This is a genomic window from Bradyrhizobium sp. CCBAU 051011 (genome assembly GCF_009930815.1).
Lineage (GTDB): Bacteria > Pseudomonadota > Alphaproteobacteria > Rhizobiales > Xanthobacteraceae > Bradyrhizobium.
In genome coordinates this window covers 1,358,340-1,381,719 of the sequence record NZ_CP022222.1, presented here as the reverse complement: position 1 = coordinate 1,381,719, position 23,380 = coordinate 1,358,340, and the positions used below count along the sequence as shown (strand labels likewise).

The 23,380-nt window shown below is 60.9% G+C and carries 13 protein-coding genes and 1 pseudogene; 11 read left to right on the top strand and 3 right to left on the bottom strand.

All coding sequences use genetic code 11. The features are described from left to right. Nucleotides 1–100: 100 nt before the first annotated feature. Nucleotides 101–1,582, bottom strand: coding sequence for an undecaprenyl-phosphate glucose phosphotransferase (locus ACH79_RS06570; RefSeq protein WP_161850283.1), 1,482 nt, complete (start codon nt 1,580–1,582; stop codon nt 101–103). Between the two features lie 352 nt (nt 1,583–1,934). On the opposite strand from ACH79_RS06570, the gene ACH79_RS06565 reads away from it, so the two are divergent. Both ACH79_RS06565 and ACH79_RS06560 read left to right on the top strand, forming a co-directional pair. Continuing rightward, nucleotides 1,935–3,323 carry a polysaccharide biosynthesis/export family protein gene (locus ACH79_RS06565; protein ID WP_161850282.1) on the top strand — a complete coding sequence of 463 codons (1,389 nt, stop codon included), beginning with the start codon at nt 1,935–1,937 and terminating at the stop codon, nt 3,321–3,323. 658 nt (nt 3,324–3,981) lie between these two features. Beyond that, complete coding sequence (locus tag ACH79_RS06560) at nt 3,982–6,393, top strand: hypothetical protein (RefSeq protein ID WP_161850281.1); 2,412 nt, start codon at nt 3,982–3,984, stop codon at nt 6,391–6,393. 380 nt (nt 6,394–6,773) lie between these two features. On the opposite strand, the gene ACH79_RS06555 is transcribed toward ACH79_RS06560, so the two are convergent. Continuing rightward, nucleotides 6,774–7,667, bottom strand: coding sequence for a response regulator transcription factor (locus ACH79_RS06555; RefSeq protein WP_161850280.1), 894 nt, complete (start codon nt 7,665–7,667; stop codon nt 6,774–6,776). A gap of 710 nt (nt 7,668–8,377) precedes the next feature. Between ACH79_RS06555 and ACH79_RS06550 the strand changes: the two genes are divergently transcribed. The 3 genes from ACH79_RS06550 to ACH79_RS06540 all read left to right on the top strand — a co-directional run bounded on the left by ACH79_RS06550 (nt 8,378) and on the right by ACH79_RS06540 (nt 14,804). Beyond that, nucleotides 8,378–9,019 (top strand): response regulator transcription factor, encoded by a 642-nt coding sequence (locus ACH79_RS06550; RefSeq protein ID WP_246738452.1) that lies wholly within the window; start codon nt 8,378–8,380, stop codon nt 9,017–9,019. A 582-nt stretch (nt 9,020–9,601) separates the two neighbouring features. Beyond that, nucleotides 9,602–14,431 (top strand): NAD-glutamate dehydrogenase, encoded by a 4,830-nt coding sequence (locus ACH79_RS06545; RefSeq protein ID WP_161856244.1) that lies wholly within the window; start codon nt 9,602–9,604, stop codon nt 14,429–14,431. A 28-nt stretch (nt 14,432–14,459) separates the two neighbouring features. Then, entirely contained in the window at nt 14,460–14,804 is a 345-nt protein-coding gene (locus ACH79_RS06540; RefSeq protein WP_161850278.1) for a hypothetical protein, read from the top strand. A 24-nt stretch (nt 14,805–14,828) separates the two neighbouring features. Here the strand turns inward: ACH79_RS06540 and ACH79_RS06535 are convergent. Beyond that, nucleotides 14,829–15,530 (bottom strand): annotated as a pseudogene (locus ACH79_RS06535) (IS630 family transposase); the annotation flags it as partial. A 461-nt stretch (nt 15,531–15,991) separates the two neighbouring features. Here ACH79_RS06535 and ACH79_RS06530 point away from each other — a divergent pair. The 6 genes from ACH79_RS06530 to ACH79_RS06505 all read left to right on the top strand — a co-directional run bounded on the left by ACH79_RS06530 (nt 15,992) and on the right by ACH79_RS06505 (nt 23,380). Next, nucleotides 15,992–17,893 (top strand): ABC transporter substrate-binding protein, encoded by a 1,902-nt coding sequence (locus tag ACH79_RS06530; protein WP_161850277.1) that lies wholly within the window; start codon nt 15,992–15,994, stop codon nt 17,891–17,893. 187 nt (nt 17,894–18,080) lie between these two features. Beyond that, nucleotides 18,081–19,085, top strand: coding sequence for an ABC transporter permease (locus ACH79_RS06525; RefSeq protein ID WP_161850276.1), 1,005 nt, complete (start codon nt 18,081–18,083; stop codon nt 19,083–19,085). Continuing rightward, on the top strand, nt 19,085–19,948 hold the full coding sequence (locus tag ACH79_RS06520; protein ID WP_161850275.1) for an ABC transporter permease: 864 nt from the start codon (nt 19,085–19,087) through the stop codon (nt 19,946–19,948). The genes ACH79_RS06525 and ACH79_RS06520 overlap by 1 nt, the downstream gene beginning before the upstream one ends. Then, complete coding sequence (locus tag ACH79_RS06515) at nt 19,948–20,979, top strand: ABC transporter ATP-binding protein (RefSeq protein WP_161850274.1); 1,032 nt, start codon at nt 19,948–19,950, stop codon at nt 20,977–20,979. The genes ACH79_RS06520 and ACH79_RS06515 overlap by 1 nt, the downstream gene beginning before the upstream one ends. Further along, nucleotides 20,976–21,839 carry an ABC transporter ATP-binding protein gene (locus ACH79_RS06510; RefSeq protein WP_161850273.1) on the top strand — a complete coding sequence of 288 codons (864 nt, stop codon included), beginning with the start codon at nt 20,976–20,978 and terminating at the stop codon, nt 21,837–21,839. Before ACH79_RS06515 ends, ACH79_RS06510 begins: the two co-directional genes overlap by 4 nt. Next, nucleotides 21,836–23,380: an alpha-N-arabinofuranosidase gene (locus ACH79_RS06505; RefSeq protein ID WP_161850272.1), complete on the top strand. Its 1,545-nt coding sequence runs from the start codon at nt 21,836–21,838 to the stop codon at nt 23,378–23,380. Before ACH79_RS06510 ends, ACH79_RS06505 begins: the two co-directional genes overlap by 4 nt.

Sequence of the window (23,380 nt, the reverse complement as noted above, 5' to 3'; positions counted from 1 at the left end):
TTTCACTACCGAGGTTAGGCGCAGAATGGGATGCGACTGATGCCCTAGTCCGCAATTTACTAAGTGAAAGGCGATAGAGGGTGCAGCAGATGGAAAGGCGTCAATAGGCATTCCACCACACCTTTCTGGAAAAGAAGGTCATGACCACGATCTTTAGATCGAGAAGGAGTGACCAGTTGTCGATATAGTACAGATCGTACTCCACCCGACGCTGCATCTTCTCGAGAGTATCGATCTCGCCCCGGTAACCGTTGACCTGAGCCCACCCGGTAATGCCAGGTTTGACGTTGTGGCGGCGAGAAAATAACGAAATCAGTTCAGCGAATGCCTCGTTCTGCGAGGTTGCATGTGGACGGGGTCCGACGAGCGACATTTCGCCGATCAGGACATTGAACAACTGCGGGAGCTCATCGATATTGGTATGGCGCAAGAGGTGGCCCAGACGAGTGACCCGTGGATCGTGTCTGACGACGGGGCTGAAATTGTCGCCATCCTCCATCACGGTCATCGTTCGGAATTTCACTACGTGAATGGGCTCATTGTTGTAACCGTGCCGCCTTTGGCGAAATAGCACCGGCCCTGGGGAATCGAGCTTGATTGCGAGGGCAACCAAGACGAGGAGAGGGCTAACCATGATAAGCCCGGCGACTGCAACGGCGATGTCGAATGCTCGTTTTAGGGATCGGTTGAAAGGAGTAAGGGGGCATTGGAAGATCCGCATCGTCACAATGTTGCCGAACGGAGTGATCCGCGACACGGCCATGAGATCGATAGTCCCCACAGGCACGACGTGAACGTCAACTGGCAGCTCTGATAGGGCGCTGGCAAGCGCGAGGGCAGCCGGGACACCAGCTTCCGAAGTCAAAATGACAATGTCATCCGCACGGAGGGGCCGGCAATCCGCAACCAGTTGGCGGACGTTAGGCAGCACTTGGACCGCTCCGGGTCGCGTCAGTACCGAAGATTCGGCGCGAAACGTCGGAAAGTCGAACGAACGGATGGTCTGAATTCCGGTGCCGACTGCTCGAGCGGAAAAATCCAGCGTGTGACTCGGGTCCCCAATAAGAACGACGCGCCTGGCGTCTATCAGCCCGGATGCAATGGCAGGCTGTAGTAATGAGAACCATATTGCTCGTGCGCAGAGCACCGCAAGGAGGACGCTCACACCTTGGGCCATAATGGTAGCGCGCGAGTAGCCGTCTGAAATCTTTAGAAGGAATATCGTCGAGATGAAGAAGGAGAACACGAAGAAGACGGCGCTGACGCCGCTCCACAAGAACACGTGCCGGGGCTGCGTCTGGATCCGGGAATATTGATGGAGCCCGATAGAAACGAGCAGCTGCATCGTGGCAATCAGAAGGGATTCATTGACGTAGGCGGCGGCCGGCGAGTCCAAGAGGATAAGGCGATGATAGAGGACGGCTGCGGAATAGGCGGCAATGGCTACGAATAGGAATTCGGTACTTGCTGCCAAAACCAATAGCGCAGCTAGTCGGCTCTTACCGACGACTCTGCCGCCGCCGACCGAACTGGCCCGATACTGGGTAGAGGCCGGCGAATTGGTGAAGGACGCATAACTCACCAGTCACTCCCACGCGTTCATTCCCAGTCATTCCGCCTCTCAGCCAGATCAGTAGCATTCGGTTCACTGGGCGAAAATTGGCTAAAAATGGGTAGAGAGGAGTAACCACGATGGCCGGTTGAGCTGGGGCGCTGCGCGGCTAGATTGTCGAGTAATCAAACGTGGACGGGTCAATCGAACATGGCGAAGAAGGGCAGCGATCGGCCGCGCGCCAATGAGGAGACGAAACGTTGGTTTGCACATCGGCTGGTGGGATGGTTGCGTGAAGAGTAGCGATGTCGACGCGCTGCCTTCCGTGGATAGATTTGAATGAGTTCACCCGGTGCCGAGATCCGTACAGAGAGTTGCCGCGATGCCGAATTCCAGACCGAGCCGTTGTTTCGATGCCGAAATCTTTGGCAGCGGCATTAACCTGGTTCGTTGCAGCAAATGGGGGGTGCTGGCTATTGGCCTTACAATTTCCATCACGGAGGCGAAGGCCGAATATCGGGTGAACATCGGAGATGTACTGGAGGTCACGGTAGCCGGGGTGCCGGAGCTGCGGAATCGTGCTGCCGTTCAAATCGACGGGAACGTTTCGTTGCCGCTGGTCGGATCGGTTCCAGTCGCGGGCCTGCCGTTACCGCAGATCCGAGCAAAGATCGGGGCCGCACTGGCGAGCAAAGTGTTTCGACAGCGGACTACGGACGGCCGCGAGGTCATCATCGTGATAAACGCGGATGAGGTCACAGCGGTTGTGGCGGAATACCGGCCGGTCTACGTAAACGGAGACGTCTCGAAGCCGGGTGAGTATCCTTATCGTCCGGCCACCACCGCACGCCAACTCGTCGCTGTGGCCGGTGGTTACGACATTATGCGTATCAGGATGAGTAACCCGTATCTCGAGTCAGCGGACCTGAGAAGCGAGTATGGATCGCTTTGGACAGAGCTTGCCAGAGAACAGGCGCGCATGTGGCGCATCAAGAGCGAGCTCGGAGAGGCGTCGCAGATCAATCCAGGCATGCTGGCGAACGGGCCCACAGTCCGATCGGCGATTTCGGAAATCATCAATACAGAAACGGAATACTTGAAGACGAAGCAGAGTGATTATCAGCAGGAAAAGGCATTCCTTCAACGCGGCGTGCGACAGGGAGACGACCGGGTCCGCGTGTTGTCAGAGCAGCAGAAGAAAGAAGAAGAGGGATTTCAGGCAGATCTCGAAGAACTGCAGAAAGCGTCCGATCTCTACGGCAAGGGTTCCTTGACCAGCCCTCGCGTTACGGATGCGCGGCGCGCGGTGCTGCTGTCATCAACGCGGAGGCTGCAGACTGCGGCGCTACTGATGCAGGTCAAGACGGAACAGGACGAGGTCACCAGAAAGCTGGCAAGGCTCGACGACCAGCGAAGGCTTGACCTGCTCCGTGAGCTGCAAGACACCAGCGTAAAGCTCAACCAGATCCGCGAAAGGCTGCAGAGCGTCGGCGAGAAGCTTCAGTACACCGCGATGGTTCGATCACAGCTCGCACGTGGAGCCGACAGCAAGCCTAACATCGTCATCATTAGAAAAGGCGAGAAAGAACCTGAGCGAATTGTCGCAAGCGAAGATACCGAATTGCAGCCGGGTGACTCCGTCGAGGTCACCCTGCGATACCAGGACGGTCTTGACCCGCCTGCGCGAAGGTTAAGCAATTCAAATATTCCGTCAACGACAAGCCGGACAGAAGCGACCGCGGACGATTCGCCGCGCGTCGGCAGGAGGTGACGAGGGCTGCTGCAACTCCGGAACGTAAATCGTTGCAAAAAAGTCCTCTGCCGCTCGCAGGGCGCTGGTGAGGTGGCGCGTCGCCGAACTGGTCCAGGCGTCAGCGTTTGGTGCAAACACATTCCGCCGCGCGGAAGTTTTGCCTCAAAAGAGGTAGGGAGGGGTCAACCATGCGAGTTATAGGATTTGAATCAGCGGAGCGCAAAATGACTTATCTCCACAGGCCGTGTCGCCATGATGGCGGTGATCGCAAATGGGTCGCCCGGTAATTCTCAACGACGAAATGAACATCGCTGGTGCCGTCGCACCAGCGTCGGGGCACGATTTGGACGAGCCGCCGTTTGGGCGGAAGACCAAGAGGCACCTGGTCACGCGGGGACGATCTGCGAACCCGTGGATAGCCGCGGCCATGCTTGCGATGACATGTGCGTCGGAAACCCAGGCTTCCCCGCAACAAGCGCGACACCCGGCTGATGCGATGACCGCCCGCAATTTCGCTTTCGATGGAATGGTAGGTGATGGCGGCTTCGAGATCTTGCCGTCGAGCAGCGGCAGGAACGAAAGATCGGTGCAGGTTGCGCAAGCGGCGACCAGTGATGCAGATCGGCCTCGGGAACGAGAATACGATTGGACGGAGACACTATCCTGCGAACTCACCATGGCGAGGCGCGATATCGAGTTGCTGCAACGTCTTGAGCTGGAGCACGATCGGGCCGAGTGGCTGGCGCAGGATCTTGCGGCTGCTCGGCGCGAAGTCGAGACCCAAACGGCCAAGGCGGCGAAAGCAAGCGAGGAAGCGTCCCGTCTGAAACAGGCAACGGGGAGCAGCGACGCGGAGCTGCGGACGTCTCTGCAACAGGAGCGCGAGCGGTCCGCAGGGCTCGAGCAGGATCTTGCGGCGTCGCGGCGCGACGTCGAGACCCAAACGGCACTGGCGGCGAAAGCGAGCGAGGAAGCGTCCCGGCTGAAACAGGCAAGGGGGAGCAGCGACGCGGAGCTGCGGACGTCTCTGCAACAGGAGCGCGAGCGGTCCGCACGGCTCGAGCAGGATCTTGCGGCGTCGCGGCGCGACGTCGAGACCCAAACGGCACTGGCGGCGAAAGCGAGCGAGGAAGCGTCCCGGCTGAAACAGGCAGGGGGGAGCAGCGAAGCAGAGCTGCAGAAGTTTCTGCAACAGGAGCGCGAGCGGTCCGCAGGGCTCGAGCAGGATCTTGCGGCGTCGCGGCGCGACGTCGAGACCCAAACGGCACTGGCGGCGAAAGCGAGCGAGGAAGCGTCCCGGCTGAAACAGGCAACGGGGAGCAGCGAAGCAGAGCTGCAGAAGTTTCTGCAACAGGAGCGCGAGCGGGCCGCAGGGCTGGAGCAGGATCTTGCGGCGTCGCGGCGCGACGTCGAGACCCAAACGGCCTTGGCGGCGAAAGCAAGCGAGGAAGCATCCCGGCTGAAACAGGCAAGCGAGAGTGGCGAAGCGGAGCTGCAGAAGCCCCTGCAGCAGGAGCGCGAGCGATCCGCGCGGCTGGAGCAGGATCTTGCGGCGACGCGGCGCGACGTCGAGACCCAAACGGCATTGACGGCGAAAGCAACCGAGGAGGTGTCTCGGCTGAAACAGGCAAACGAAAGCAGCGAAGCCGAGCTGCAAAAGCCCTTGCAGCAGGAGCGCGAGCGGGCCGCGCGGCTGGAGCAGGATCTTGCGGCGGCGCAGCGCGACGCCGAGACCCAAACGGCATTGACGGCGAAAGCAACCGAGGAGCTGTCCCGGCTGAAACAAGCAAGCGAGATCAGCGAAGCGGAGCTGCAGAAGCCGCTGCAGCAGGAGCGCAAGCGGGCCGCGCGGCTGGAGCAGGATCTTGCGGCGGCGCAGCGCGACGCCGAGACCCAAACGGCATTGGCGACGAAAGCAAGCGAGGAAATTTCCCGGCTGAAACAAGCAAGTGAGAGCAGCGAAGCGGAGCTCCATAAGCCCCTGCAGCAGGAGCGCGAGCGATCCGCGCGGCTGGAGCAGGATCTTGCGGCGTCGCGGCGCGACGTCGAGACGCAGACGGTACTGGCGACAAAAGCAACCGAGGAAGCGTCCCGGCTGAAACAGGCAAGCGAGAGCAGCGACGCGAAGCTGCAGCAGCCCCTGCAGCAGGAGCGCGAGCGGTCCGCGCGGCTGGAGCAGGATCTTGCGGCGACGCGGCGCGATGTCGAAACTCAGACGGCACTGGCGGCAAAAGCAACCGAAGCAGTCATGCGGGCGAAGCGGGCTGCGGAAGCAGATGCTGCCGAACTCAGGAAATCGATGCAGAAGGAGCGCGAAAGGGCCGACGCACTTGCGCAAGGCCTCTCGATGACGCGCAGCGCACTCTATGCATATGAGGCCCGCACCCGCAAACTCGAAGACGAGACGGCCGAGCTTAAAAAGGCGGCCGCTAACGGCGCGCCTTCGCTTCGCAAATCCGCACAGGAAGAGCGCGATCGGATGGCGGGGCTGGAACAGGATCTCGCAACCGCACGTCGCGATCTCGAAACCCAGACTGCCTCGATAGCTAGGGCGAGCGAGGAGGCCGCGCGGACGAGGCAGACGGCAGAGCGCGACCTAGCCGCGTTACGCAGTTCATTGCAGCAGGAGCGGACCAGGTCCGAACAGCTCGAACGGGACCTCGCGCTTGCGAAGCATACTGCGCCCAATGCCGGGACGGTCGGCTCGACCGCGCGGGACAAGGCTACGGATAACGTTAAACCAGTTGCTGACCGAACACGAACTGCGGGCGTTCGGGGCGATGCCCAGGCCAATTCCAGTGTCAATTCGAAGGAAGCCGCGGTGGCGGCAGGGTTGCTCGCGCGCGCAACCGCGCTGCTCAGGCAGGGAGACATAGGCGCGGCACGGATTGTGTTGGAGCGTGCCGTCGAGATGGGCAGCGCCCAGGCGAGCTTCTCGCTCGCAGAAAGCTATGATCCCTCGATCCTTGCCAAATGGGGAACGTATGGGACGCGAGGCGATGCGACAAAAGCGCAAGACCTCTATGCGAAAGCCGACGCCGCGGGGATCAAGGAGGCGAAAGCGCGGCTTGAGGCGCTGCGCCGGTAAGCATCAATTTGAGCGATACGGAAAGTGTCCGAGATGATCTTACTGACCGGAGGCGCCGGCTGCTGGTTCCCATGTGTCGGGTGCGCAAGACGAACAAACTGAAGTTAAGGGTCGGCGCGGATCACGATACATGGCTGCAACTGTGACCTGAAACGTCGCGGCAGCGTGGCATTGAGATATCGTCCAATATGCCAGGTATGATTTGTCGGTCAAAGTTGGGGATCGCGCCCAGCTACGGCCGAAAACGTGGGCTGCCCCACTGCGATGTGGCTTCGAGAAACTTGCTGGCGAGCGACGAGAGCCGCGCTGTAAAAGCGTTTCGATTGGCGCGTCAGTCCGCGCCAGCGCAACGCGTGCAAGGCCGTCGGCGCCTGCTCCGCCTATTTGCCGAGCCGCACCACTGCATTAGGTCTTCGGCTGATGTTCTTGCGCATCAGGCTGATACCAGGAACCTTGACGTGACTTGCCTGGTGATCGATCGCTTCCAAGTGCTCGGGTCCTTCGATTTGCTTGATGTCTGAGACCATCTCGATCGAACTTGGCAATTGTTCGCATGTATTGGAGTCGCCATTCGTCGGTCGCACCAGTGAACCGTTGTTCATCCCCCAAATTGCCGCTTGGGTCCGGTTCTGGACTCGGATCTTGCGAAGGATCGCTTTGACGTGGACCTTCACGGTCGCCTCCGCGATATCGATCTTGCGCGCGATGGACTTGTTGGAGTCGCCCGCGATCAGGCATTGCATGATTGACTTTTCGCGAGGGGACAATTGTTGCGTAATGCGGTCCGTCGTGAAGGCGATCGCCCGATCATTGTCAATGCGCGGCTCGGCCTTGGCGAAGTGGTCGCCTTCAGAGTCGAGAATGGACGACATGAATGCCGGCGGGAAGATTGTTTCGCCCATCATCACCAGTTCAATGGATTTGATGAATACATCGCACGTCATGACGTCGATGAAATAGCCGCTGGCGCCCGCCCGAAATGCCGAAACCATCTCGTGTAGCCGGTAGTGATCGGCCACGACCGCAATGCGCGCTTTCGGATGCCGCTCCCGCAGGAGCTCGATTTGTTCAACCGCGGATTCGAAGTCATCGCCCGCATGGACAATGAGAACCAGCGATGGATGTGATTGGAGTTTGCTCGGCGACAAGTCATCTATGCATGACACCGATGCGAGGGTGCGAAAATTTGCCGCGCTTAGTATTCTGGCAATTCCCTCTCTGATTAGAACGCTTTTCCCGACGATGAACGTTGCAAAACCTTGCCGCCTCGGCATTGTACTCTCCCAGCCTTTACGCAAAATGACAATTTCGAAAAACGGGTTGAATTCTGGAGCCTTGAATTAGCGGGTTTTTTGCTCGATTGAGTTCTCTTCTCCGTTGCTCTGTTTCTGGAATTTTGACTGCTTCAGTCGGGTAGAATTGTTTCTCCTTTACAACATGCGGTTGGATTTTGAGGGCCTAAAAAGTGAATAAGCATTTGCGAATGTTAGATTCGAATTAGCGCTATCCCTATATACCTTTGGTTATAGGCCTTCAGGATACGCGGAGTATGCCGTTCGTAATGGTTAACGGCGTTTCGCGGTGCTGCAGGCGACATTCTCTGAGCGAGTAAAGAGTGGAAGTCTATTGCGCGTTGTAAAATTTCGATCGAAGCAGCCACGTACCGGAAGTTGATCCGCGCGCGCTTTGAAAGTGGAAAGCCGTACTTGCCCGCAGTTCTACCGTCCCGCAGTTCTACGGGTGCCTTCATCTTCCAGGATTGTGCAAAGTGCCTTGGAGAATCGCCCGCAAGGCGAAGCTAACCTCTCGCCGCCTTCGTTTATTGCGATGCGGCATTGGCCATGCCATCATGGTAAGATATGTTGTTGCGGCATCGAGCAGGGGTGAATGAACTAAGCGTGGGGGCGCGGGGTTTAACATTGGGGGACAGGCTGAGGACTGCCCAGTGCGTAGTATCACTACCGTGATTGCGGATCGGCACCCCGTGGTTTTGAAGGGCTTGAGCAACGTGCTTGGGGCCCACTCCGATTTCAAGATTGTTGCATCTTGCACCGATGGTCCGCGCTGCGTCGAAGCAATCCGGAAGTTCGCGCCGGACATGGCTATTCTCGACGGCTCGATGCCCGGCGCGACCGGCCCGGAGATTCTGTCGATCGCAAGTATTGAGAATCTTTCCACGCGGTTCGTCTTTTTCACCTCAGCTGAAGTGGAGCGTGAACTGGTCATGTTAGCCCCTGCCGACGGTTTCAGCCTCATCTCAAAGGATGTGACGCCTGAAATTCTCGTGCAGTCGTTACGCCAGGTTGCCGGAGGCCGGCGGCTATTGCCGCTGCCTACAACCGATCAGACGGTCCTTCGCGAGCAAAGCGCGATCACGGAGAACGCACTCGCTGTGCTGACGGAGCGGGAGCGCCAGATCATGCGGTTGGTGTCCGAAGGACTGTCGAACAAGGAAATTGGCCGCCGCCTGAATATCAGCAACGGCACCATCAAGGTGCATCTTCATCACATCTTTCAGAAGCTTGAAATCAGCAACCGGACGGTACTCGCGGCCATTGCGATCTCGCAGGATGACGGTGCGGGTCCTGCCCCGGAACATGAACCGTCTCGGATTCGTCGCAGCTAGCAACGAACGTAGATCGAGAGCAAAGCCTTGTTGGCAAGGCGCATTCGGTTCGTGCAAACCGCGCTGATCAGTTTTCGTCAGTTGAGGAAGATACTTACTTTGCAACTCCCGCGATCGAGAATTCCCTAACCCGCTCTTTCGTCATGTGGAAAATAAGCAACTCGCCATGCGCATTCCATGGCTGTTCTGCGAACCGGAAGCGCAATTAATCTGCCCAGCCGAAGCTGCGATAGCGGTGATGCGGCTCTGCGTGGCTGCGTTCCGCGTAGCCCGCGACGGCGAAGCGTGGTGCGCCATGAGGCTACCCTAGCGAACACATATGTAATTGAAATCACTTTAGTTTTTGCACGGCTCGGGTCGAGCCGGCGGTCGTCAGGACTGATTGGGCCCTTGCACTCCACTGTAGGACATTTCGGCATGCGCGCCACGACTTCGCGCGCCTTGGCCGCCCGGGGGTGGTAATATCAGAGTTGCGAGACCGGAGATTTCGCGCCGTGGGATCGCGGTCAAGACAACGGCGCTCGAAGGGGGTACTCCAGGATCGTGCTGATGATCGCGATTGCGGTCGGACGTTGCGAGAAAATGGAGGGCGCTATGGAAGCGTGGCGTGACGACAAGGCCCGGGCAACCCTGATCCGCGATGCGGCTGGAAGCATGCTGCTGGGGAAGGCCCCGCGGACTTTTGCCGAGCTGCTGTTCGGTCACACCAATAGCGAGGATCTCGCCGGCTACGATGCCACCTCGTTAGCCTTCCTGGCCCAGCAGGCCTGGCAACATGTGCAGCGTCGCACCGCGGGTCACGCCGATATCCGCGTTGTCAATCCGATGATGCCGGATGGCCGCGAGATCTCTGTGCTCGAAATTCTCAACGACAACATGCCCTTCCTGTTCGATTCCACCCTGGCGGAACTCACCGAGCAGGGCATCGAAGTCACCCTGGTTGCTCACCCGATCATCGCCATGGAGCGCGACGAGCAGGGCCAGCTAATCCGCTTCCATGGCGAAGTACTGCCGGAAGGAGCAAGGGGCGCGCGCGAAAGCCTGATCCATCTCCACATCACCCGCCTGGACGTCGAGGCCGACCGCCAGAAGCTGATCGACGGCCTGACCAGGACGTTGAACGATGTCCGCGCCTGCGTCACTGACTGGAAGCCCATGCGTGCCCGCATCGAGGAGGCGATCAGGACCTTCTCTTCCAATCCGCCGCCGCTGCCGATCGACGAGGTCGCCGAAGCCAATCAGTTCCTGCAATGGCTGTGCGCAGACAATTTCACCTTTCTGGGGCTGCGCGAATACCGCATCGCACCCGAAGCCGATGTGTCTGACGACGTTTCGACCGGCGAAGGCCTCGGCATCTTGCGAGATCCAGATGTGAAGGTCCTGCGTCGCGGCAGCGAAATGGTGGTGATGACTCCGGAAATTCGCGAGTTCATGCGCGAGCCAACGCTGCTCATCGTGACCAAAGCCAACGTCTCCAGCCGCGTACATCGCCGCATCCGGATGGACTATGTGGGCATCAAGCTGTACACGCCCGATGGCCGGCTCGAGGGCGAATTGCGACTTGTCGGCCTTTTCACCTCGGGCGCCTACACGCGCTCGGCACGGCAGATCCCTTATGTCCGCCACAAGGTGGAGCGAGTGCTGCAGCGCGCCGGCTTCGACCCGAACAGCCATTCGGGCAAGGCGCTCATGCATATTCTCGAAGAATATCCGCGTGACGAACTGTTCCAGGTCGACGTCGACACCCTCTACAATTTCGTCATGGAGATACTGATCCTCTACGAGCGCCCCCGCGTCCGGGCGCTGTCACGGGTGGACAAGTTCGATCGCTTCGTCTCCATCCTCGCCTTCATTCCGCGCGAGAAGTACGACACCGATGTGCGTACACGTGTCGCAGACTTCCTGGCGCAGGCCTATGAGGGCCGGCTGGCGGCCTCCTATGTGTCTTTCCCCGAAGGATCTCTTGCGCGCGTCCACTACATCATCGGGCGTTATCAAGGCGAAACGCCCGTCGTCGAACGCGCGACACTCGAAGCCGGGATCAGCGCCATTGCCGCGACCTGGGCCGACAGGCTCAAGGTTGCGCTCACTGCATCGACCGATGGCATGCGCGCGCGCATGCTCGCCAACCGTTATGCGCAGGCCTTCGCCGGTGGCTATACGGAGGTTTTCAGCGCGGAACGAGCGATCGCCGACATCGCCGTCATCGAAAAGCTCACGGCAACGCGTCCGGTGGCGATTTCGGTTCACCGCAACGAGGGCCACGACGAGCCCAGGCGCTTCGGCCTGAAGGTCTTCTCGGACGCCGCACCGCTGTCGCTGTCCTACCGCGTACCGGTGATCGAGAATCACGGCCTGCGCGTGGTCAACGAGCGGACTTATCAGATCGTGCCCGGCGCCAGGCAGGCGGCGGTATGGCTGCACGACATGACCATCGAGACCAGCGACGGCCAGCCGATCGAGATCAGCCCGGAATTCAGTCATCGCCTGGAAGCCTCGATCATGGCGGTGGTGCGCGATCGCGCCGAGTCCGACGGCTATAACGCGCTGATCCTGCGTACGGCCCTGGGTTGGAGGGAAGTCTCGGCCATCCGCGCGCTGTCCCGCTATCTGCACCAGATCCGCGCACCGTTCACCCAGGACTATATGTGGGAAACCCTGCGCAAGAACGCCGCGATCACCGCCAACCTCGTCGCGTTGTTCCAGGCCCGCTTCGACCCGCGCCTCGCCTTGACGGACGCGGAGCGGTCGGCACGCGAGACGGCCCTGCTTGCCGAGATCGAGGAGCAGCTCAAATCCGTCGCCTCACTCGATGAAGACCGCATCCTGCGCCGGTTCACCAATCTGGTGCAGGCAACCATACGCACCAACCTGTGGCAGGTCGGCGAGGACGGATATCCGCGTCCGGTGATCTCCTTCAAGTTCGACGCGCGCAAGATCGAGGACCTGCCGGCTCCGCGACCGCTCTACGAGATTTTCGTCTATTCGCCCCGTGTCGAAGGCATTCATCTGCGCTTCGGCAAGGTGGCGCGCGGTGGCTTGCGCTGGTCCGACCGGCCGCAGGATTTCCGCACGGAGATCCTCGGCCTGGTCAAGGCCCAGCAGGTCAAGAACGCCGTGATCGTTCCCGTCGGCGCCAAGGGCGGTTTCGTGCCCAAGCGACTGCCGCCGCCCTCCAATCGCGAGGCTTGGCTGGCCGAGGGCACCGAAGCCTATCGCATCTTCGTTCGTACGCTGCTCGAACTCACCGACAACCTCGACGGCGACATCATCGTGCCGCCGGACTCCATCCTGCGGCATGACGGCGACGACCCCTACCTCGTCGTTGCCGCCGACAAGGGGACCGCGACCTTTTCCGACATCGCCAACGCGATCTCGGCCGAGAAGAACCATTGGCTCGGTGATGCCTTCGCCTCCGGCGGCAGTCAGGGCTATGACCACAAGAGGATGGGGATCACGGCGCGAGGAGCGTGGGAGGCGGTCAAGCGTCACTTCCGCGAGCTCGGCACAGACATTCAAACCATGCCCTTCACCGCGGTCGGCGTGGGCGACATGTCCGGCGATGTCTTCGGCAACGGCATGCTGTTGTCGCCGGCGACAAAGCTGGTGGCGGCTTTCGATCATCGAGACATCTTCCTCGATCCTGCGCCCGACCCGGCGAGCAGCTTCGCCGAACGCAAGCGCATGTTCGAACTGCCGCGGTCGAGTTGGCAGGACTACAACAAGTCGCTGATCTCGCCAGGCGGCGGCGTGTTCTCGCGCTCGCTCAAGGCGATCCCGCTCCCGCCGGAACTGCGGACCCTTCTCGATATCGACAAGCCGCAAGCGACGCCTTTCGAGGTGATGACCGCGATCCTGAAGGCGCGCGCGGACCTTCTGTGGTTTGGCGGCATCGGCACCTATATCCGTGCATCGGGGGAAAGCGACGATCATGTCGGCGATCGCGCCAACGATCCAATCCGCATCGCGGGCGCGGATGTCCGTGCCAGGGTGATCGGCGAGGGCGCCAATCTCGGGGTCACCCAGCGCGGCCGCATTGAAGCGGCGCAGAAGGGCGTCAAGCTCAACACCGACGCGATCGATAATTCGGCCGGCGTGAATACTTCCGACGTCGAGGTCAACATCAAGATCGCGTTGGCGCGCCCCGAGCGCGAGGGACGCCTCACTCCTGGCGACCGCAACAGGCTGCTCGCCGCGATGACCGAGGAGGTCGGCGCGCTGGTACTGCGCAACAACTATCTGCAGACGCTGGCGCTCTCCCTCGCCGAACGGAAGGGCCTGGCCGAAATCGGCTTCCTCACCCGCCTGATGCAAGCGTTGGAACAGCGCGGGCTGCTTAGCCGCGCTGTTGAATTCCTGCCCGACGACGCGGTGATCGCCGAACGCACGAGGCGTGGTGCGCTCCTGACGCGGCCTGAACTTGCCGTGTTGCTCGCTTACGCCAAGCTGACGCTCTACGATGACCTGCTCGCCACCGGAGTACCCGACGATCCTTATCTCGCCCGTGAGCTGTCCCAGTATTTTCCGCGCGAGGTTCAAGACAAATTCCCGACAGCGGTGCAATTGCATCGGCTGCGGCGGGAGATCATCGCGACCAATCTCGCCAATGCCGTGATCAACCGCGGCGGCCCGGCCTGTGTCGTACGCCTGATCGATGAGACCGATGCCGATATCCCGACGATTGTTATGGCCTATGTGGCGGTGGATGAATGCTACGGGCTGAAGCGGCTGAATGCCGCGATCGATGCGCTCGACACCCGCATCGATGGGCAATTGCAACTTACCCTTTACGCGGCGATTCAGGATCTGCTGCTCTCCCGAATGGTCTGGTACGTGCGCAATGTCGATTTCAAGGCAGGTCTCGATGCCGTGATCGCACGCTTCGGCCCCGGCATCCGGCAGATTGCCGCCGGGCTCGACGAGACCCTGCGGGAGGGCTTGTTGGCCGGGCGCACCAAGCGGCGGCAGGACCTGATCGATGCCGGCGTGCCGGCCGACCTCGCCGCCGAGCTCGCTGCTCTCGATGCCCTGGTCCCGGCACCGGATATCGTAACCGTTGCGGAGCGCACCAGCCGGGCCATCGGTGACGCCGCCACGACCTTCTTCGCCGCCGAGGCCGATTTCAGCCTCGATCGCATCATCGCCGCCGCGCGTAGCGTACCCGCGACCGATAATTACGAACGTCTCGCCATCGATCGCGCCGTCGACCAGATCGCGGCTGCGGAAAGAACCCTGGTCGCCAACATGCTGGCAACCGGCGAGTCCGGCCCGCAGGCCGTTGCCAGCTGGCTCGCCGCTCATCCTGAAGCGACACGCATCCGCCGCTTGGTTGAGGAGATCGCGGCCAGCGGCCTGACGCTCGCCAAGCTGACGGTGGCGGCCAATTTGCTGGGGGACCTGGTCAGGGGCTGACGGGCAGGCACGGCAGAAAGGGTACCCAATGATCCGCGCTACTTGCCATACCGCCGATAATATCCTGTGTGTCGAGTTCGATGCCACACCATGGTTCAGCGAGGCCGATGCTCCAAGCATTGTCGATTTGGCCCAACGAGGGTGGGCCAGCACAGCGATCGCAGAGTCCGTGGAGCACCGACGAGGATACGAACGCGTCCATGACCTCGTCGAGTACGCGGCGAAGCGCCTCCAGCTAGAATCCCTGGAGGATCCGACCTGGGAAACATTCGAGTGTATCGTCGATGGCTCGGAGGCTGTGGCCTGGCTCGAAAAGAACCGGCCTGATGTTGTGGCAGGAATCCCGCAGGTAACCGGCGATCGTTGGCATTGAATGGTGCCCCTGGCCGACAATCGCCTAAAGCGCGATGGCATTAGGTTGATAGCCTGAATTTTTGAGGTAGTTGGCGCATTCTTCGGGTGTGAAGGCGTCGAGGGCCTCACCGATGGCGGTGCAGACCGTATCGACGGTTCCGGCGGCAGCCTTTCGGAGCAGATGCTTGAGCTTGGCAAAGACCTGTTCAATCGGGTTCAGGTCAGGTGAGTATTTTGGCAGGAGGAACAGCTTGGCGCCGGCGGAGCGAATGAGCTGACGCACGACCTTGCCTTTGTGGCTTCCGAGATTGTCCATGATGACGACATCGCCGGGCCGAAGGGTGGGCAGCAGAACCTTCTCGACATAGGCCCGGAAGCTCGCGCCATCGATCGGCCCCTCGATGAACCATGGCGCATCGATCCGGTCATGGCGCAGGGCCGCCAGGAAGGTCATGGTCTTCCAGCGGCCGTGAGGAACCTTGGCGGGAAGCCTTTGCCCGCGTGGCGCCTATCCCCGCAAGGGAGCCATATCAGTCCGGGTCCAGGTCTCGTCGATGAAGACCAGCCGTTCGGCTTTGACGCGACCTTGTTACTTTGTCCACTGGGCGCGCCGACGCGCCACGTCGGGACGATCGCGTTCGCCAGCCACCACGCTTTTTTTGAAGCTGAGCTTCTCGGCATGCACGAAGTCCCATACCGAGTGGTAGTCGACCTTCAGGCCGCGTCCGGCAAGCTCGGCAACGAGCAGTTGACGATTGCGCGGTTGCAGGTACCGACGATCGACTGAAATGCGACCAACCGGTCGAGACACTCGGTCACCTCCACCTGCAGTTCTCCTGCGGCACTCGCCCCTCAGCGCATGGCGTCCGGGGCAGCTCACGGGCGCTCTCCATCCGGCGCCTGACCGAACCAACTGTACCGGGCGGTGGCTTAATTCCATGCTGAATGCGCTTGCGATTCAGTGGATTGTTTCGCACGACGGCTGTTCTGAAACGTATTCTACCGAGGTGCGCGCTCTGTTCCTGGCTGCCTTCATAGCCGACTGTAGGCTCTGGCACAGAGTTATCTCCCGAGCAGCCCAGACATGTGCGCGTAAACGGGGAACCGATCTTCGCCTCTGGTCCAAGATTTCTATTGTTACTCTTTTTTGACGCCTCTAGCATTCGTCGCACAAGCGTCGAGCCAACTGCACCCGTGAGGAAGATGATGCGCTGTTTTCGTGCATTTCTGCTGGTTGCGTGCGCTCTCGTGGCGCTGCCATTCCTGTTAGCGAATTCAGGCCATGCGCAGGGCACTTCGCGAAACATTCCCCGGAAGGAACTGCTGATCCTTGAAAACCCGGAAGGGACCGTCAAGAACGCCGGATGGTTCAACATCTGGGCTATCAATGCAGGATCCCAGTCGAACGGGCTGCAGCAGGTTGCCCTCGATACGCTCTGGTACATCGACCCTGAAAGCGGTCTCGAAGGCGTCTGGGACAACTCGCTCGCCGCCGACAAGCCGCAGTACAATGCCGATTTCACCGCGATGACGGCGAAGCTTCGCAGGGGCATCTTCTGGAGCGACGGCATCGAGTTCACCGCAGATGACGTCGTCGCGACGGTGATGACCCAGATCAAGCATCCGGGGATGCGCTTCAGCGCGGTGCTCGCGAGCAACGTGGCGTCCGTCGAGGCGCCGGATCCCTATACGGTGGTGTTCAAGCTCAAGAAGCCAAACTCACGCTTTCACGCCAACTTCACGGTGCGCTGGGGGGCGGTGTGGATCCTGCCCAAGCATGTTTTCGAGAAGGTGGACGATCCAGTCAAGTTCGATTTCAACAAGCCGGTTTCGCTCGGCGCCTATGTGCTGAACAGCTACGACCCCGACGGCAAATGGTACAGCTGGCAATTGCGCGACGATTGGCAGCGCACCACGCTCGGGCGCTACGGCAAGCCTGGACCGAAATTTCTCGCCTACATCGATCCCGGCCCGCCGGACAAGCGGGTCATTGCGCAGCTCAACCATGAGCTCGATGTGATCCACGACATCGCGCCCGAGGGCATGTTTGCTCTCGCCAAGCAAAGCAAGATGACGCGGGCCTGGTTCAAGGGTTTCCCTTATGGCCATCCCGATCCGACGCTGCCGGCGGTGATCTTCAATACCCAGAACGAGTTGTTCAAGAACCCTGACGTGCGATGGGCGTTGGCGCTTCTGATCGACATCAAGGCGGTGTCGATGGCAGCCTATCGCGGCGCCGCCACCATATCGGCGATCGGCGTGCCGCCGACCGGCGCCCATCCGGCAACGTATCATCAGCCGATGGAAGAATGGCTGAAGGCATTCGAGATCGACACCGGCAAGCGCAAGATCAAGCCGTACGATCCGACGATCGGCAAGCAGATCGCCGACATGCTGCGACCTTCGATGGGCGAGCAGATTCCGTCCAATCCCGCGGAGATCGCCCGTGCTTTCGGCATGGGCTGGTGGAAGGTCGATCCGCAGGCAGCGCAGGAGCTTCTGGAGAAGGCCGGCTTCAGCAAACGCGGCGGCGCCTGGACCATGCCGGACGGCAGGCCGTTCACTATCCGCGTCATGGTGGAAGGCGACCTGCGCCCGGTGATGACGCGGGCCGGGACCATGATCGTGCAGTTATGGAAACAGGCCGGCATCGACGCACGGATCGATGTGGCGCAGGGGACGCTGCCGACGCGGCGGGCGGCCGGCGATTTCGACACATTCATCGGCTGGAGCGTCGAAACCTGGGGCGGCCACCCCGACCTGTCCTACTTCCTCGACAGTTGGCATTCGCAGTTCGTGGCGGAGCCCGGCAAATCGCAGCCACTGCGCAACTGGCAGCGCTGGTCGGATCCCGCGCTCGACAAGATCATCGAGAGCATCCGGATGGTGGGCTTTGATGATCCGAAGTCGATCGAGCTTGGCAAGGACTACATTAAGCTCGCCGTGAAAGAGATGCCAACCATTCCGTTGATGGCGTACAGCGTTTTCACCGCGATGGACCAGACCTATTGGACGGGATTTCCGACGTCGGAAAACCCCTACACCAATCCGGTGCCGAACTGGGGCAATTCGCGTTATATGCTCGTTAAGCTCAAGCCGGCCGGCTAAGGCATGATCCGGAAAAGTGTGAAGCGGTTTTCCGAAAAGATCATGCCCAAACAAGGAGCTAAAGCGCATTGACGATTCAACCCAATCTCATTGCGCTTTAGGACGTGAAGAGAAGGCGGCGACGGTATCAATCGGACGGCCGGTCGCGTCTGTCCGAATCCCTCGGTCCGGCATCCTGGGAGCATCGATGAGCGGATATGTCGCGTATGTTGCCCGGCGGCTGGCGCAGTTCGTGCTCGTGGTCTTCATCGGCATCAATCTCGCTTATGTGATAACCCATTCCACGCCGATCGATCCCATCGAACAGTCGATCTCGGCGGTCACCTCCTATGCCAACACGGCTCCGGATGCGATCGAGCAGATGCGCACCTCGCTGCGCGAGCTCTACGGACTCGGCGGCTCGCCCGCCCAGCAATATCTGGCGTTCTGGAAACGGATCCTGCGCGCCGACTTCGGTCCCTCGATGTCGGCGTTTCCAACGCCCGTCGCGACGTTAATTGGCCGTGCACTACCCTGGACCGCCGGACTGCTCGCGGTCTCCACTATCGTCGCCTGGGGGCTCGGCAGCCTGCTCGGCGGACTTGCCGGCTACTATCAGAAAAGCCGCGGGCTGAAGCTGATGGGCGTGATCGCCATGGGGCTGCACCCCATCCCTTACTACATTCTGGCGCTCGTGCTGCTGATCGTGTTCGGCTTCCTCTGGCCCGTGCTGCCGATCACCGGCGGTTCGGCGATGAACCTGCCGCAGACATTGACGTTCGACTTCGTCAGCAGCGTGCTGCAGCACGCTATCCTGCCCGCGCTCTCGCTGATCCTGATCGGTGTGGGCAGCTGGTTTCTCGGGATGCGCGCGCTGGTGTCCAACATCGTGACCGAGGATTATGTTGTCTATGCCGAACTGGCGGGCGTCAGATCCTGGCGCGTCCTGTCAGCCTATGTGATGCGCAACGCGCTGCCGCCGCAGCTGACCGGGCTCGCCATCTCGCTCGGTGGAATCTTCAACGGTGCGGTGATCACCGAAAAGGTATTCGGCTATCCCGGTGTCGGTTCGCTGCTGGTCGACGCGGTCTATGCGGGGGACTACGGGCTCGTGCTCGGCGTGACCACCGTTTCCATCCTCGGGGTTTCCGCCGGCGTGCTCGTTATCGATCTTCTGTATCCGCTGCTCGATCCCAGGGTGAAGGTCAGCTGATGGTCGTGATCCTGCGTGACCTCTGGCGTTACCACGCCGAATTTCGGATCGGCGCCGTGCTGATCGCCGTCGTGCTGCTGCTGTCGGTGCTGGCGAGCTTCTCGCCCTATCCCCCGCAGGATGTCTATCTGGTGCCGCCGGATGTGCCGCCGTCGCTGATCTATTGGTTCGGCACCACGTCGCGCGGCCAGGACGTGTTCTGGCAGCTGACCTTTGCCATTCGCAATACCCTGCTGTTCGGATGCACCGTGGCATTGATCAGCCGCCTGCTGGCGCTCGCGATCGGGCTGCTCAGCGGCTACAAGGGCGGCTGGATTGATCGGGCGCTGATGGCGGTGAACGATACCTTCATTGTCATCCCGCTGTTGCCGATCCTGGTGCTGTTCTATTTCGTGATGCGTGACCGCATGTCCTGGCTGCTGCTGGCCCTGATCATGGCCGGCCTCGGCTGGGCCTATGACGCGCGGCTGATCCGCTCGGTGGCCATGAGCCTGAAGGCCCGCGAATTCACTCAGAGCAGCCTGTTCTCCGGCATGAGCACGCGCGAGATCCTGGTTCAGGAGCACTTGCCCTATGTGATGCCGATCGTCTTCTCGACGACCATGAACAACATGGTATGGTCAATCGGGCTGGAGGTGACGCTGGCGGTGCTGGGCTTCACCGATATCAACACGCCGACGATCGGCGGCATGATTTATTGGGCCAACCAGCACACCGCAATGGTGGCGGGAGTCTGGTGGTGGATCGCGTTTCCGACGATCGCGGTGATCATGACCTTCATCGGGCTGTTCCTGCTGGCGGTGTCGATGAACGACTATATCGATCCGCGCAACCGTCACCGCAGCTTCGGAGGGGCCACGTGATGCCGGCCGAGACGACGCAGGCGCAGCAGGGCGACGTCGCGCAGCCGATCCTGTCGGTGCGCGACCTGCGGGCCTATTTCCGGACCGATCGCTTTGGTGTCAAGCGCGACGTCAAGGCTGTCGACGGCATCAGTTTCGCGCTCCGCCGCGGCGAGATCTACGGAATCGCCGGCGAATCCAGTTCCGGCAAGACCACGCTGATCAAGACGATCGCGGGGGCAGTCAGGCCACCACTGGAGGTGGTCGGCGGCCGGGTGGAATTCGCTTTCCTGCCTGGCTATGGCGGACTGCACCGCGCGCCGGCCGCGGAAGTGGCGCGGATCCGTTGGCGACATTTGTCCTACATCACGCAAGGCTCGATGAACGTGCTGAATCCGCTGCGTCGGCTGCGGGCGGCCTTCGTCGACTTCGCATATCCGCATATCGGCGTGAGCCGCAAGCAATTCGAACAGCAGGTGGTCGCCCATCTGGCGCGCCTCAAGCTTGACCCGTCGGTGCTGGCGGCCTACCCGCATGAGCTGTCCGGCGGCATGCGTCAACGTACCACCATTGCGCTCGCCACCATCTGCCGCCCTGAAGTCATCCTAGCCGACGAACCCACCACCGCGCTCGACGTCGTGGTGCAGAAGGAAGTGCTTGGCATGATCAGCGGCATTCGGCGCGAGATGGGCTCATCGGTCGTGTTGGTCACCCATGATCTGGGCGTCCACGCGCATGTGACCGACCGCCTCGGCATCATGTATGCCGGCCGCCTGATCGAGGAGGCCACAACAGCAGAGATCTTCCGCAACCCGCTGCACCCTTACACCAGGCATCTCATTTCCAGCCTGCCTCGCATCGGCGATAACGTTCCCCGCGAGGGACTTGAAGGCAGCCCGCCAAGTCTCTCCGATCCGCCTCCGGGGTGCCGCTTCCATCCGCGCTGCCCGCTGGCGATGGAGGTTTGCAGGCACAAGGTCCCCGCGACGCTGAAGACCACACCCGCGCATCGCGTCGCCTGCTTTGCTGTCAACCGGAGTGATGAGGCATGAGCGACCTGCTGCTTGATGTTTGCCAGGTCAGCAAGACCTTCACCCGGAGAGGACTGCTGTCGGGCCAGCGGATTGCTGCCGTCAAGGACGTGAGCTTCCAGCTCGACGCAGGGCGGCCAGAGATATTTGCAATCATCGGTGAGTCCGGAAGTGGCAAGACCACGCTCTCGCGGATGATCCTGAATATCGAGACGCCGACCAGCGGCAAATTGTTGTTCGACGGCGTCGACCTTGCGACAATCCGCACTGGAGCCCAGCGGCTGGCCTTCATGCACAAGGCGCAGCCGATCTTCCAGAATCCGTTCGAATCCTTCAATCCGCTGAAGCGGCTCGATCGCTATCTGTTCATGACACAGCGCCGCTTCATCGCGGCCGATCGGCGGGTCACGTCCCGGACGGCCGTTGACGATGCGCTGCACAAGGTAGGACTGTCGCTGGAGGAAGTTAGCCATCGATACCCACACGAGCTCTCCGGCGGACAGCTCCAGCGGGTCGCGATCGCTCGTGCGCTGCTGGCAAACCCCAAGCTGATCGTGGCCGACGAGCCGGTGTCCATGATCGATGCGTCCTTGCGCATATCCATCGTCAACCTGTTCAAGACGTTGCGTGACGATCTCGACATCTCCATCATCTATGTCACCCATGATCTGGCGACGGCATATTATGCCAGCGACCGCATCATGATCATGCAGAAGGGCAGCGTCGTCGAAAGCGGTGATGCGAGAACGGTGTTGAATGCGCCGCAGCATCCCTATTCCCGTCAGTTGCGCGAAGCCGCGCTGTTGGCTGAAGTCGCGACAGACAATTCCGTCCGTATGAGCAATCTCACCAGCGACCGCGCATCCGAGAGGCGAACATGAGAAGAGCAAACGTGCTGATGGATCGCGATTTTGCCATCGGCCATACCGACCCGCGTTTGTTCGGCGCCTTCATCGAGCACCTGGGACGCTGCGTCTATGGCGGCATCTACGAACCTGGTCATCCAACGGCGGACAAAAACGGGTTTCGCGGCGATGTGCTGGCGCTGGTCAGGGAGCTCGGCCCCACCATCATCCGATATCCCGGCGGCAATTTCGTTTCCGGGTACAATTGGGAAGACGGCGTCGGGCCGGTGGACAAACGCCCAGCGCGGCTCGACCTTGCGTGGTTCAGCACCGAACCCAACAGCTTCGGCACCAATGAATTCATGGACTGGTGCAAGGCCGCCGGGGTCGAGCCGATGATGGCGGTTAACCTCGGCACCAGGGGCGGGGACGCGGCGCGCAACCTGGTCGAGTACTGCAATCATCCGGGCGGGTCAGTGTGGTCGGATCTGCGCCGCGCCCATGGCTGGGAGAAGCCACACAATGTAAGGTTCTGGTGCCTTGGCAACGAAATGGACGGCCCATGGCAAATGGAGCACAAGAGCGCCGAAGCCTATGCCGCGGTGGCGCGCGAAGCCGCCAAGATGATGCGGTGGGTCGATCCAACCATCGAGCTTGCGGCGTGCGGTTCGTCCGGGCGAAATATGCCGTCGTTCGGCCAGTGGGAAGACACCGTGATCCAGCACACCTTCGATCATGCCGAGTTTATTTCGCTTCATACCTATCTCAATAACTACAGGCAGGACACGGCATCGTTCCTCGCCAGCCCCGACCTGATGGACCGCTTCATCGAAGAGGTTGTCGCGCTCGCCGACGCGGTGGCGGCGAAGAGGCGCTCCACCAAGCGCATGATGCTGAGTTTCGATGAATGGAATGTCTGGTATCGGACCCGCCGCAACCGGGCCGACAGGGTCAAGGAGGGGTGGCCGGTGGCGCCGCCGATCCTGGAGGAAGTCTACACGATGGAGGATGCGCTCGCCTTCGGCGGCGCCTGCATTTCGCTGCTCAATCACGCCGATCGGGTGAGAACGGCCTGTCTTGCGCAGCTCGTCAACGCGATCGCGCCGATCATGACCGAGACCGGCGGCCGCGCCTGGCGCCAGACCATCTTCTTTCCGTTCGCGCAAATGAGCCGTCTTGGCCGCGGCAAGGTTCTGCGGACCCAGGTCGAGTCGGAGAGCTACGATTCGTCCTATTACGATCCGCGTGGTATCCACGACTTCACCTTTCCGGTGCCGAACGTGCCGTATCTCAAGATCGCGGCCGTTGCGGGAGGAGCCGGGAGTCTTTCCCTCTTCATGCTCAACCGCGACCTGACGCAGGAGATAGAGGTGAACCTCGAGGCGCGGAGCTTTGGCCCGCTCGCCATGAGCGAGGCGCTTGAATTGCGCCACGACAATTTGCAGGCGACAAATACCAGGGACGTGCCGGAGCGGGTGAAGCCCGCGCCGTTGCTGGGCGTCACCATCGATGGGACGCGGATGCAAGTGACGTTGAAGCCGGCCTCATGGAATGTGGTCCATCTGTCGGCGAACTGA